A 12,417-nucleotide genomic window follows, 5' to 3' on the forward strand; every position below is an offset into this window, starting at 1 on the left:
TGATAAATTGTACCGTTCTTTATTTTAAAGTTAACAAAAACCCGTTGCAAGTTTCTCAAAAACTTACAACGGGTTGTCTTTATGTTAATTGTGTTTGTAATGCGATATTCAGCAAGATAGCTATTGCTACCCAGCTACCACACATCACCAGAAGCAGCCAACTAAACATTGATTGTTTTACTAAAGACTGCTTAGGCTTTGCTTGATGAACAAAATTCATGCTATTTACTAAGAACAGTAAAAATAAAGCAAAACAAAGGACGGCCAAGCCAGCACAAATCCAAATCCACATCGTAATCTCCATCTATATTCCTCCTTCTACAATTGACTCTGTTTATAAAAACAGCACATTATTTTTCCTTTTTCCTTTTTTTATTCAAATAATAGAAACTTATTAGTACTACGAGTAAACATGCAATACCAAGGCTGTAAAGCCACGTGCTATTTCGTTCACCTGTCCTTGGTAAGGACGTCTGTGCAGCTGTGGGATTCGTCTTAGCAGTGGTTTTTCTGCTCACTTTGTCTTGTTGTTGTGACGTTTTTTTACCTTTATTAGTGACTGGTTGTTCTGTTGACTTAGTGCCACCTTTCGTTTTTAGAGGTGCCTTCCCTCCATAAAACGTCACACCGATATTCGTTTGTCCCGCTTCTTCTGCAAAGCTCTCAGAAGAAGCGGTCAGAATCGCAATGCTGACGGTTAAAAGTATTCCCAATGTCACCAGAAGTGATCCTTTACTTTTCGCTGTCATCATCGCGCACTCCTTGTCTATTTTTCAAGGCTGCCTGTTTTTCTTGTTGTAAATAGGCTTGTTGTTTTAGTATCGCTTTCTGTTGTGTAAAACGCCAAATAGCTAGAATTAGACTCACAATTGTTGCAGCTAACAATCCATAAAAAGCTTGATTCCACCAAGTCGGTAGGACCAATTTCACTACTGCTTCTTTGTTTAATTTCTTGGCTTCTTGACTACTGATGGTAAATTCTTGCTTAAACGGCCACACTTGTTGTTCATCTTCTTTCAAGACCGCTTCTCCTTCAAAAATATAGGTTCCTGGACGTACATCTTCTTTTCCAAAATCTAAGTGGAAGTTCATCGTTGAATTCGGTGCAAAACGAACACTTGGTAAAATCCGTTTGGCATATTCTTTCGTTTCGCCTTTTTTCGTTACTTTTCCTTCTAAACGTACTTCAGGAAAAATAGCGGATGTCGGATTCTGAATAACCGCTTGGACCGATTTATTTCCTAAAGCAATGGTCGGAACTAATTTAACTAATTGAAGAGTCTCTGCTAGATACATCGGTGTATCTTCTGACATTCGTAAAGCAATTGCTACATTAAATCCATATCGACTGGTTAAACCCGTTGATTTTCCTTTTTCTTCCTTTTCATCTTCTGCAAGCGAAGCATAAACACCACCCAAAACTAATCCTTGGAAACCATTCGCTGGAATTTCGACAGTCATTTTGGCTGTTACGGTTTTCTTAGCGGGAACTTTTACATGTTCCTCAGGTAATTTAATTAATGTTGTCAAGGGTACTTTTAAACTTGAATCTGGTTTTTTCTCAAAATCATTGTACACAATTAAACCATTGTCATTCGTCACAGCATTCGCCAAATTTAAATCAATCGTTAATTCTTCATTTGTTTTATTAATTAATGACAGTTCTACTTCTTGTTTCTGTCCTGGTTTCACAATGAGATCGTAGTAGGATTGCGTATTTTTCGCTTGATTCTCTGGAATATTGGGTTTAACTGTAAATTTTGTATTCATGTTGTCATCCGCTTCTTCTGCTTGTACAGCAGAAGGGATGCTTAATGCCATCACACAAATAAAAACTGTGACGATTAGCCAGCGCATTGTCTTCATTATTTGTTCCTCCTATGTATCGAAAAGGAGCCGTGCACCAGTGCGCAGCTCCTTTTCTAGTAATGCAGTATTCTCGTTAGTAACTGTTTATGGCGCAGCCACTAATGTCCAAGTTACGTTACCTGTATACGCACCATTTGTAATTTTTGAACTAGGTGTTGTAATGTTTAATTTTACATTTGATAATTCAGAATCCCATGTACCTTGACCTTTACCAACTGCTGCTGTAGCAATTGATACAGCTGCTCCACCTACTGGAATAGTTGTTCCAGCAAATTCAGGGCTTCCTGGGTCTGCTGCAAAGGCAGCCACATCACGTGAGTATGTTTTTGCTGTTTCATCGTATTTAGCTACCGCACCTGTTTGCGCAAAGGTAATTGAACCTTCTAAAGTAGCAGTACCATTTTTCATTTCAGCAACGCCTGCAGTAACTGACCAACCAGCTTGTGTTCCACGAACATCCCCGACCGCATAACGTTTTGTTTGTGTACCATTTGCATCTAATGAAATCGCTGATAAATCAGAACTAACTTCTGTCGAAGCAAATTTGAACTCTGTTGGAACATATAACAAATCAAAATTTGTATTCGAGCCTGGTTCTGGTTCTTGTGTGCTTCCGTCATCTCCATCACCATTACCACCTGGCAATGAACCACTTGTCATCTCTACGTTTGCTGGTGTTGTACCAGTCGTTGTTGCATGTGCTGCTGCAGGAGCGATGCTTGCCCCTAAAATTGCCGTTCCTGCAAATAAAGTTACCAATGTTTTTTTCTTCATTTTACTCTCTCCTTTATTATCTTGGTTGATTAATGAATAAAAAAGTGAAAAACTTTTCTATCTCAGTAGAACGTAAACTAAGTATAGCGAAAAAAAGACTACTTGTGATTTCAAATTTTAAACACCTCATGCAAAAAAAATGAATTTACTATAACATCACGGTTCCAACGACTTTTCGTGTCTTTGAAAACGTAATTTTCAAAAGAGATATTGTTTTTCCCCATTTATAAAGTGGTAATTTTATAAAAAAACAGCGAGAAAACGTCAAAACATTAGTAACAAACACTAACATTTTGACGTTTTCTCGCATTTATTAAATCAAAATTTCCTCAATATTTTTTAAAAAAAATAGTGAAAACTAAAATTATATCGTTTTCATAGACAAAACGTACATTTTTTCTTACGAAAATTGATAATCACTCGCTGACTATTCTCTAATCAACGCTTGTGTTGTACAGCGGAAGGAACCACCTAACATTCTAGAAACGTGGTAATCAATTGCCTCAACTTTGATACCTTTTGCTTCTATTTGAGGAATTAAGGTTGTAAACGATTGGTCCGTTATATACGTTTCTTCGTTAAGCGGTAGACCATTTGTCACTAAATACGCTGCTTCTTGCAAAGTAACGTGCATTTTTTCCCAGTTTGCTAATTGCGCAGGAAGTCCATCCAAAAAGGCCTCTTCACAAACAATCATCAAGCCTTCTCTCAACAAGCTTAACGCACAATCTAAGTGGAGAATATGCGGATGTAACCGAACCGGCACCACTTCATAACCAAAATGACCAATCATATTGGCTAACCACTGAATTCCTGCTAGGTTACTTGCCAAGCCGGAGTAGCCCACAAAAATTGTTTTTCCTAGAACTAAAACATCGCCGCCTTCAATAAAGGGACCTGCTTCACTTAAAATGCCTTCAGAAGTGTCAGGTTGTGGCGCAGCAAAATAATAGCCTTCTGCTTCTTGTGTCCACTGCTGAATAATCGGACGAATTGGTAAAATTTCTTGTCGACGGTGTTGAAATCTTAAGTTTCCTTCTATTAAGAGATTGCCAATTGTAAAAAAAGGGTCTCGTGAAAAGAAGTTACTATATCCCACGCCTAATTCCTTGCCATGTTCTTTTTCATAAGGTGTCAATAAACGTGGACGAAATACTTCTACGCCATAAGATTCTAATACTCCTTGCATGACTTCTTTTTCTTTTTCCCAACGAACTTGTTGTTCTGGTGCAAAGTCTGCTAAATCACGCCCTTCATTATTCTGTGTTAAACGGGCATTTTCCTCTGTTAAAAAAGTCGTATCCGCTTCATCAAATTTATCTGGTAAACAAAATTGCGATTGTGCTAAAACAACTGAACGCAACGGTGCAAATTCACTTTCAACATGCATTTTTTTCATTATTTGACCTCACTTTTATCTGGTTACCTTCATTATAACAGAGATAAAATTTTTATGCCTTTAATGAAGAAAAAGCAGAACGTATAGAAGTTCTGCTTTTTCTTTATTTTGTTATTTGCCAATACCTTTATCTTTAATCTCAGCTTTTTGCCCGGTGCCATCTACTAAGCCAAAAATAATCTTAGCTTGGTCTGTATTATCAATTTGTCCTGAAAAAGCTTCTGCTTGTGGGCCATAAGCATAGACATTTACATCTTCTCCCGTGTGTCCGCCAGTAGTCCAACCAGTATTCGATCGTTCATCAAAAATCTTTCTTAATGCCTGAGCGATTTTTTCAACATCTTTTGACTCCGCAGCTGTTTTCACTGCTTTCAATTCAGCCTCACTTAATTGAAAATCAATATACTCAGTCACTGTTTTTTCCACATTACCATTTTTAATAATTTCTTCTGCCATGAAATCAGGCGTGCGTTTTGCCGCATGTAAAGGCTCCGTCAACCAGTTGTATTGATCTCCTTTGCCTAAAGACAAGCCACCTGTTGAATGATCTGCAGTTGTAACCACCAATGTTTCACCATCTTTTTTGGCAAAATCGATAGCCTTTTCAAACGCCGCTTCGAAATCTTGCATTTCGCTCATCGCGCCAACAATATCATTGCTATGCCCGGCCCAATCAATTTGACTACCTTCAACCATTAAAAAGAAACCTTTTTCATTTTTATCTAACCGTTGAAGAGCCGCTTCTGTCATATCAGCTAATGAAGGGACTTCTTCCGTTCGGTCAATCATTTTAGGTAGCCCGCCTGGTGCAAACAAGCCTAAAATTTTGTCGTCTTGGTTCTCATTTAACGACTTTTTATCTGTGACATGACCATAACCCGCTTGGGAAAATTCTTTGACTAAATCACGATCTTTCCGCGCAAATAATTCGGAGCCGCCGCCAAGTAACACATCGACTTTGTGTTGTCCGTCGATTTTATCATCAAAATAGTCATCGGCGATTTCTGCCATATTTTTGCGTGAAACATTATGTGCGCCATATGCAGCAGGGGTTGCATGTGTTATTTCAGATGTTGCTACAAGCCCCGTTGATTTCCCCACTTTTTTCGCACGTTCCAGCACTGTTTCTGTTTTGGACTTGTCATTATCGAGCGCTATAGCATTATTATAGGTTTTTACTCCGGCAGCCATCGCTGTCGCTGCGGACGCTGAATCGGTGACATTCTCTTCTTCATCTTCTGGATAAGTGGCTTGTTGCCCAACCAAATAGGTATCAAAAGCTGTTTGGGGAACACGCTTGTCTGAGTGATTGGCTTTGAAATAGCGATAGCCCGTTGTATACGGATTCCCCATGCCATCTCCAATCATAAAAATAACATTTTTTACTGGTGCTTTTTCAGATTCAGTTGCCTTCGCTTCAGCAACCTCTGTTTGTTTTTCGCCGCTTTTCTGTTCAGATAAATTTGTACAACCCGCTAATGTTGTGAATGTTAATAAGGTAACCCCTAGCAAAGCTCTTTTCTTCATTTCCTTGTTTCCTCCTTCATATCTACCCATACATTGACTATAACAAGTCTTAGTTGATTTCTGATAAATAACAAGTAAACAAAGTGTTAAGTTGTTGTATTGCTTCTGTTAAGTTCCTTATTTGTCGCGTCTTGCTGCTCTTTTTTCGGCCTCTTTGCGTAATTGTTTCTGCGCTTTTTTTGAGCCGCGTTCAATATCTTTGAGTTTCTTTCGTTCATGGAAATCTGTAAATAAACTTTCTAAATCATAGTCTTGCGGATATAGATCTTGTGCTTTCGCTTGTAATTTCAACCGTCTTCGTGGTACATTTTCAATTTTATCATTCACAAATACTTGGATTTCTTGTTCACCCTCATCTGTAAAAACCAACCCAATTTGTTGTGTTTCTGTCAATAGGACACGATCACCTTTTTGATAACGGTGTGTTTCTTCTACAAACGTGGCAAAGGTCGTTTCTTTTGCTTTCAGGGGTTTAAATAGACTTCGATTAGTAGGGTATTCTTTCCGCTGAATATAATGAGCCGCCTTTTCAATGAGCTGTGGCTCCATCTTCATTTTACGTGCAATCCAAAGCGCCTGACTATCGCCAACTTCACCAATTTTCAATTGATATTTGGGCGTTAATGTTTCACGATCGAAGGCCATTGCGGCGGGCACAAAATCGTCATGCTCTTGGGCAAAACGTTTAATTTCACCATAATGGGTCGTTGCAACTACCAAGGCTCCCTTTTGATACATCGTTTCCATGATCGCAATCGCTAAGCCAGCTCCTTCGTTCGGCTCGGTGCCACTGCCAATTTCATCTAATAAAACAAGTGTGTGTCGCTTAACGTTACGCAACATTTCCGCAATATTTTTCATGTGCCCAGAAAAAGTGCTTAACGCATTTTCCAGATTTTGCTGATCACCAATATCGACAAAAATTTCATCTAATACTGGAATCTCTGTGCCCGCTTGTGCTGGAATTTGCAACCCAAATTGTGTCATGACAGTCAATAAGCCCACCGTTTTCAAGACAACCGTTTTACCACCAGCATTGGCACCTGTAATGACAAGTCCTCGATACTCTGCTCCTAAAGAAAACGTCAATGGTACTGCGTGTTCTAATAAAAGAGGATGTTTTCCTTGAACAATGCGCAAGCGTTCTTCTTTGTTTACTTTTGGCGTAATCCCACCAATTTCGCGACTATACTTTCCTCGTGCAAAAATAATATCTAAGGTGGTCATTGTATCGACGGCTTGATCGACTAGTCGTTCTTGCTCATTGATTAACCCTGTTAGTTCTGCCAAAATTTGATATTCTTCCGCTGTTTCTTCCGCTTTTAAGAGTGTCAATTGTTCATTTAATTTACTAATTGCTACAGGTTCAATAAAGACCGTTTGTCCTTTATTGGATTGCTCAATGATTGTGCCTGAAACCTTATTTTTATAGCTAGCTTTGATTGGTACCGTGTAATGTTCCCCTTTTTTCACCATCATATTTTCTTGAATATACAGTTGATTATTTTTATTGCGTAAAAATTTGGTGACTTTTGTTTCAATGTCTTGTTGGCATTCATTGATTTGACGCCGAATTTTTCGAAGTTGACGGGAAGCATCGGTGGCAACTTTTTGGTTATGGATTTTCGTATAAATTTGTTCTTCGATTGCTCTGAAATCAGCTAAGTGCTGACTGTAACTAAATAGGCGTGGTGTTTGGTATTGATTTTTTTCAAAAAACTTCTGGATTCGCTGACTACTTCTTAAAAAGTCAGCCACCTCAATCAATTCGTTTGGTGTAAGAATTAAGCCTTTTTTCACTTGTTGAAGCAAGCGGGTAATTTGACTCAAGCCCATGAAAGGGACGTGTTGTCCGCTATCAATAATTAAGCGGGCCTCGGTTGTTTCCGTTAAGCGGGACTGCACTGTTTCTAAACGTGTTGCAGGGACCATTTTTGCCAACCGTTCTTTACTATACTCGCCAATCGCACGTGTTTGAACTTCTTTAAGAATTGTTGTAAATTGTAATTTTTGAATGGTTTCATGATTCATTTTTTTTCTTCCTTTCTATCACGAAAAGAATACCTGGCGCCTTTAAATAAAAACCAGTTTCTATAGAAAAAAGAGGACAGCGTTCTACCGCTGTCCTCTTTATCGTTGGATAAAGGTTACTAAAGAAACCTCTTTTAAGTGAGGTATTTAGTAAATGAGATGACTGACAGGTATCACTTTCTAAGCACACCAAATAAACCTTGCTTGGTTCACTGGTTATTCAACTTATCAATTAGATACCTACGACACTCACCAAAATACCCCACATTCATTTGTTGGTTTTTATTTATTCTCCACTTGAGAGTAGCAAATCTGGCGGAGAAAGTCAACTAAAGATTGGCCCTTTACTTATTCAATGTGTTTTTCATCATGGTTAGTAACGTTTTCACGTCTTCTGTTCTAGTGTCCCCTGTTTCTTGATCGATAATTGAGCTGTAAACATGAGGAATGATTTTTTTAACGCCCGCATCCACCGCAATTTGAACAATTTCTTCAAAGTTTTCTAAATCAATGCCCCCTGTTGGTTCTAAATAAAAGTCATACTTGGCACAAGCTGCTGCTACTGCTTGGTATTCTTCTTTGTGAGCCAAGCCTTTCATCGGGAAATATTTAATGGAACTGCCCCCCATGTCTTTCAACAATTTGATGGCGGTTTCGATAGGTACTTCCGCCGCTGGCGCACCAGAGCTTAACGGACCTGTCGCAATGTTGACATAGCCAACTTTGCCTGTGGGTGAAACCAAGCCATTAATCACTGTTTCGTCTTGACGAAGTAAGGCCCGCGAAGCGCCGACACCTGTGAAGACTTGGTTCACGTGTTGCGGTTGTAAAACTTCTGATAAGCGAGCCACCATTTGACTTTGATTAGGATCGCCAGCCCCTAAGCCAACAGATAAAGCGTTGTTGGTTGCTGCTTGGTATTTTTTCATATCGTCAATGGCTGCTTCATCGGTTTCATAGTTTTTTGAAAGGACGCCTAACACAACATGCCCTTCTGCTGCTTCATAACAGGCTTGGGCATTTTCTACTGAATTGGCTAAGACGTTTAAACAAATGCGTTCTTCTAAATAATTAGGTTTTAATGACATGACTTATTTCTCCTTTGTGTCCATAATTTCTTGTAATCGTTGCACGATTTTGTTCATTTCTTCTTGATTGACAGAACGAATGTCAAACTCAATGATGCCATTGTTGGCTTGATATTCTCGCGTATAAATGGCTGGACTTTTTGCTTTTAATGCTTGGATGACTTCCTTGGCGGTTTTTCTGCCGTTCACTTTGACACTGGCGCGATAAATGTCTCGGCCAGCGCCATCTTGGACGATTTTGGCGGTTAAATCTGACAGGTTGTTGATGGCTTCAACAAACGGTTTTAAGCGTTCTTGCATCGAAACCCCTGATTCACTGCCATGCGCCAAGTATTCTTCCACTGCTTGCGTAAAGCCCAGGATATTGTCTTTGCCAATTTTCATTGCTCGACCAATGCCTTTACCTTGTAGGCGCACCCAGTCAATGTATTCTTTTTTCCCGACCACTAAACCGGCACTTGGCCCTTCAATGGCTTTGGCGCCGCTGTAAATCACCAAATCAGCGCCTGCTTCAGTGTATTTGAAAAGATCTTCTTCTGCTGCCGCGTCAACAATTAGCGGCACCTTGTGGCGTTGCGCCACTTTGGCCGCTTCGGCCACCGTCAGCATACTTTTTTGCACGGTATGATGGCTTTTGATGTATAGAATGGCCGCTGTTTTTTCGGAAATCATCATTTCCACGTGTTCTGGACTGCACATGTTGGCGTAGCCAGCTTCCACCACTTGGCCGCCGCCTTGCGCTACCATGACTTCTACAGGCGTGCCGTAGTCCACGTTGTGCCCTTTAGGTAAAACAATCTCTCGCTGTTCGATTTTTTCTGTATAGGGATGATATGCGTGGTACAAGCTGCCTTTTCCAATCAAGGCAGCCACCGATTGGGCAATCCCCGCCGAAGCCGAGGAAACGATTTGGGCATCTTCTACCTTCAACAAGTTGGCTAAAAAGGCCCCTGTTTGCAGACTAAGTTCACTCATTTCAAAGAAATGTTCGCCGCCGAATCGTTGAGCCGCTAGGACTGCCTCCGAAACTTTGGAGACACCTAGAATGGTCATTTTCCCAGAAGCATTGATGACTTCTTTTAAGTGGAATTTTTCGTAACTATTCATTATTTTCTCCTTTATAACAAACCAAAGAATGAAGTGACCAAACTAACTAAGACTATCGTGCCGATAATGATACCGTAACGTGGGCCTTTTTTTACCATGAAAAAATAAATAGCCATGACTGCTGCTAAAGGAAGTAAGCCTTTCATAATTTGATCTAGGATATCTTGTAAAACAATTGTGGCACCGCCAGTAACTTTAAACGTCATCGGGCTAACAATTTTAACATAACTCGCACTTAAAGCGCCCATCATCATCATTCCTAAAACATTCGCTGAATAAATGACTTGCTTAATTTTGCCGTCTTTTAACAAACTTAAGATTGAATTACGCCCTAATGTATAGGACTTATTCACTAACGTCCAACTGATGTATAACGTAATGGCTGTGTACAGAACCAACGGACCGATACTTCCAATCACGTTACCTCCTTTAGCCATTGGAATAAAAATGGAAATGATTAACGGCATTAATGCTGCCCAAATAATTGAATCGCCAATCCCAGCCAGCGGACCCATCAGCCCAGTTTTAATCGATGTGATCGCCGTATCAGAGATCGCTGCGCCATTGGATTTTTCTTCCTCCATAGCAATTGCAATCCCTTGAATGGAAGCTCCTACTGTTCCTTCAGTATTAAAAAAATTCAAATGACGTTTCAGAGCTTCTCTTTGTTGTTCTTCATCGTCTGCGTAAAGTTTTTTAATTGCAGGAATCATCGATGCACAAAAAACTAAACTTTGAAGACGTTCATAAGAATTTGATAATTCACAGCCTAGTTGATAAATCCAAAAGGCTTTGGATAATTCTTTTTTAGTAATTTTTTTCTGTTCCAATTGTTGTTCATTTGCTTGTGTCATTTGTTCCATTATGCTGCCTCCTCACTCAATGCCTTGTTTCTAACTAAAAAGGCAATACAGATTCCTAAAATAGCGACGGCCATAACTTCTGCGCCAAAATATACTACTGCAACAAAACCGATTAAAAAATAAGGAATCAAATTTTTCTTGCCAATTACCATAATTGTTAAGGCGAATCCTAACGCTGGTAAAATACCACCCATTACTTCAAAGCCGTGCATCAACCATGCTGGGATAACTTCTAAGACTTTATTCACCACAGATTGACCAAAAAAGTTCGCCGCAAAAACCAAAGGAAAGCGAATTAAAAATCCCGCTAAAGCTGGATAAACAAACGCAGCTCGGTAAATCCCCCCATAATTTAACTCTTCTGCATATTTATCAGCCATATGCACCCACGTCGCATTGATGGTCCGCCGTAATTGATCCATAAAGACGCCTAACACACCAAAAGGAACAGCTAGTGCAACAGCCGCCTCGGCATTCATTCCCACACCTAAAGCAATTGGAATCGCAATTGCTGAAGCTAAAGCCGGATCACTAGGCACATTGCCGCCCGGTGTGGAGGTGACTCCTAGATAAACAAGTTGAATCCCCGCACCTACAACCATTGCTTCACTAAGTTTTCCTGTTGCTAAACCAGCCACCAACGCTGCACCTAATGGCTGAGACAGCATGCCTGAAAATGTGTACCCAAAACGCAAACGTGCAAACCAATAATAAAGTCCCATAATAATTGAAACACCTAAAACGCCCATATGATTCTCTCCTTTTTCTCTGATTATAGTGATTGATATTTTTCAATTAATTTTTGAATTGGTAGGGGATTTTCTTCGGGAATCGCTTGGAAGAAAACATGGATGCCCTTCGTTAAAAGTTCAGTCAAAATTGCAACATCTTCTTCAGATAAATTGATATTTTTTAAAACATTTTTCCGATTTGGTCCGCCACCTAAGCCACCAACTTGAATCTCCTCTTTAATAATTTCTTGGTCCACCATCGCTTTTAAGGTCGTTAAATCTGGCACTAAAAATAACACCTTTTTCTCTTCCTTTTCTTGCGATCCCCAATATTCTTTGGCACTTTCAATCCCTTTAATTACTACAGAAACCCCTGGAGGCGCCGCCATTAAATAAATACTTTGTAAAAATTCATCTTGCTCTAGTTCATCACTCACTACCAAAATTTCATTTGCACCTGATTGTTGTAACCATTTAGTCACTACTTGTCCATGGATTAAACGGCTATCGACTCTTGTTAATACGATTTTTGACATTCTGTTCACCTGTACTTTCTTATTTTGGAATTTCTAAAATTTGACAACTGTCTACTGCTGCTTGTTGAATCATCTCTGCATCTTGTAAACGAAACCCAGGACCACTTTGTTTCATGACGGATTCTAATAATAACGATGTGCATAATCCGGACACAATCAAGAGATCATAATCTTTTGATAAACGCAATGCAACATTACTAGGTGTGCCGCCTTTAACATCTGTTAAAATTAGCAACTGGTTGTGCCACGTTAATTGTTCAATTTTTTCTGTGACTCGTTCTAAATAATCCCCCAGTGAATCCTCTGCTTGTAATGCTACTTCATGTACATTTGTGACTTCTCCTACAATCATCTGGACGCTTTTGACTAATTCCAAGCCCCAACCATTGTGTGTTAAAAGTAAAATTGGTTCATTTTCCATAAACAAACTCCTTTGCTAATTAATCATTTTATTAAAAGCAATAAGTGTGCCAACTTTCATTTCCGTTTGAA

At 39.5% G+C, this 12,417-nt stretch carries 13 protein-coding genes; all 13 read right to left on the reverse strand.

Annotation, left to right across the window (positions count from 1 at the left end):
* Nucleotides 1–79: 79 nt before the first annotated feature.
* The gene (locus IGL93_RS11705; RefSeq protein WP_010713777.1) at nucleotides 80–304 is read right to left on the reverse strand and encodes a hypothetical protein; all 225 of its coding nucleotides are present in this window, start codon (nucleotides 302–304) and stop codon (nucleotides 80–82) included.
* Nucleotides 305–350: 46 nt separating this feature from the next.
* On the reverse strand, nucleotides 351–752 hold the full coding sequence (locus IGL93_RS11710; protein WP_016616802.1) for an LPXTG cell wall anchor domain-containing protein: 402 nt from the start codon (nucleotides 750–752) through the stop codon (nucleotides 351–353).
* The gene (locus tag IGL93_RS11715; RefSeq protein ID WP_010707083.1) at nucleotides 733–1,866 is read right to left on the reverse strand and encodes a DUF916 and DUF3324 domain-containing protein; all 1,134 of its coding nucleotides are present in this window, start codon (nucleotides 1,864–1,866) and stop codon (nucleotides 733–735) included. Before IGL93_RS11715 ends, IGL93_RS11710 begins: the two co-directional genes overlap by 20 nt.
* 87 nt (nucleotides 1,867–1,953) lie before the next feature.
* Nucleotides 1,954–2,643, reverse strand: a complete 690-nt coding sequence (locus IGL93_RS11720) for a WxL domain-containing protein (protein WP_010713776.1) — start codon at nucleotides 2,641–2,643, stop codon at nucleotides 1,954–1,956.
* 427 nt (nucleotides 2,644–3,070) lie between these two features.
* Nucleotides 3,071–4,042, reverse strand: coding sequence for a dimethylarginine dimethylaminohydrolase family protein (locus IGL93_RS11725; RefSeq protein WP_010776131.1), 972 nt, complete (start codon nucleotides 4,040–4,042; stop codon nucleotides 3,071–3,073).
* Nucleotides 4,043–4,153: 111 nt separating this feature from the next.
* Nucleotides 4,154–5,599 carry an alkaline phosphatase gene (locus tag IGL93_RS11730; RefSeq protein WP_016616805.1) on the reverse strand — a complete coding sequence of 482 codons (1,446 nt, stop codon included), beginning with the start codon at nucleotides 5,597–5,599 and terminating at the stop codon, nucleotides 4,154–4,156.
* 87 nt (nucleotides 5,600–5,686) lie between these two features.
* Nucleotides 5,687–7,600: an endonuclease MutS2 gene (locus tag IGL93_RS11735; RefSeq protein ID WP_010776133.1), complete on the reverse strand. Its 1,914-nt coding sequence runs from the start codon at nucleotides 7,598–7,600 to the stop codon at nucleotides 5,687–5,689.
* A 344-nt stretch (nucleotides 7,601–7,944) separates the two neighbouring features.
* A complete protein-coding gene (dagF, locus tag IGL93_RS11740) occupies nucleotides 7,945–8,688 on the reverse strand; it encodes a 2-dehydro-3-deoxy-phosphogluconate aldolase (protein ID WP_002361094.1) in 744 nt (247 codons plus the stop codon).
* Nucleotides 8,689–8,691: 3 nt separating this feature from the next.
* On the reverse strand, nucleotides 8,692–9,795 hold the full coding sequence (locus IGL93_RS11745) for a DgaE family pyridoxal phosphate-dependent ammonia lyase (protein ID WP_010776134.1): 1,104 nt from the start codon (nucleotides 9,793–9,795) through the stop codon (nucleotides 8,692–8,694).
* An 11-nt stretch (nucleotides 9,796–9,806) separates the two neighbouring features.
* Nucleotides 9,807–10,658: a PTS system mannose/fructose/sorbose family transporter subunit IID gene (locus IGL93_RS11750; RefSeq protein WP_010713771.1), complete on the reverse strand. Its 852-nt coding sequence runs from the start codon at nucleotides 10,656–10,658 to the stop codon at nucleotides 9,807–9,809.
* Nucleotides 10,658–11,407: a PTS mannose/fructose/sorbose/N-acetylgalactosamine transporter subunit IIC gene (locus IGL93_RS11755; protein WP_002355079.1), complete on the reverse strand. Its 750-nt coding sequence runs from the start codon at nucleotides 11,405–11,407 to the stop codon at nucleotides 10,658–10,660. Before IGL93_RS11755 ends, IGL93_RS11750 begins: the two co-directional genes overlap by 1 nt.
* A gap of 23 nt (nucleotides 11,408–11,430) precedes the next feature.
* Entirely contained in the window at nucleotides 11,431–11,925 is a 495-nt protein-coding gene (locus tag IGL93_RS11760) for a PTS system mannose/fructose/N-acetylgalactosamine-transporter subunit IIB (RefSeq protein ID WP_010776135.1), read from the reverse strand.
* A 19-nt stretch (nucleotides 11,926–11,944) separates the two neighbouring features.
* Nucleotides 11,945–12,346 carry a PTS sugar transporter subunit IIA gene (locus IGL93_RS11765; protein WP_002367343.1) on the reverse strand — a complete coding sequence of 134 codons (402 nt, stop codon included), beginning with the start codon at nucleotides 12,344–12,346 and terminating at the stop codon, nucleotides 11,945–11,947.
* Between the last annotated feature and the right edge of the window lie 71 nt (nucleotides 12,347–12,417).

The sequence above is a fragment of the Enterococcus sp. DIV1328a genome (genome assembly GCF_050536905.1).
Taxonomy (GTDB): Bacteria; Bacillota; Bacilli; order Lactobacillales; family Enterococcaceae; genus Enterococcus; species Enterococcus faecalis.

Bases quoted from the DNA above. Each gene is read 5' to 3' on its own strand.
- IGL93_RS11705 (WP_010713777.1), bottom strand. From the start codon at position 304: ATGGAGATTACGATGTGGATTTGGATTTGTGCTGGCTTGGCCGTCCTT.
- IGL93_RS11710 (WP_016616802.1), bottom strand. From the start codon at position 752: ATGATGACAGCGAAAAGTAAAGGATCACTTCTGGTGACATTGGGAATA.
- IGL93_RS11715 (WP_010707083.1), bottom strand. From the start codon at position 1,866: ATGAAGACAATGCGCTGGCTAATCGTCACAGTTTTTATTTGTGTGATG.
- IGL93_RS11720 (WP_010713776.1), bottom strand. From the start codon at position 2,643: ATGAAGAAAAAAACATTGGTAACTTTATTTGCAGGAACGGCAATTTTA.
- IGL93_RS11725 (WP_010776131.1), bottom strand. From the start codon at position 4,042: ATGAAAAAAATGCATGTTGAAAGTGAATTTGCACCGTTGCGTTCAGTT.
- IGL93_RS11730 (WP_016616805.1), bottom strand. From the start codon at position 5,599: ATGGGTAGATATGAAGGAGGAAACAAGGAAATGAAGAAAAGAGCTTTG.
- IGL93_RS11735 (WP_010776133.1), bottom strand. From the start codon at position 7,600: ATGAATCATGAAACCATTCAAAAATTACAATTTACAACAATTCTTAAA.
- dagF (WP_002361094.1), bottom strand. From the start codon at position 8,688: ATGTCATTAAAACCTAATTATTTAGAAGAACGCATTTGTTTAAACGTC.
- IGL93_RS11745 (WP_010776134.1), bottom strand. From the start codon at position 9,795: ATGAATAGTTACGAAAAATTCCACTTAAAAGAAGTCATCAATGCTTCT.
- IGL93_RS11750 (WP_010713771.1), bottom strand. From the start codon at position 10,658: ATGGAACAAATGACACAAGCAAATGAACAACAATTGGAACAGAAAAAA.
- IGL93_RS11755 (WP_002355079.1), bottom strand. From the start codon at position 11,407: ATGGGCGTTTTAGGTGTTTCAATTATTATGGGACTTTATTATTGGTTT.
- IGL93_RS11760 (WP_010776135.1), bottom strand. From the start codon at position 11,925: ATGTCAAAAATCGTATTAACAAGAGTCGATAGCCGTTTAATCCATGGA.
- IGL93_RS11765 (WP_002367343.1), bottom strand. From the start codon at position 12,346: ATGGAAAATGAACCAATTTTACTTTTAACACACAATGGTTGGGGCTTG.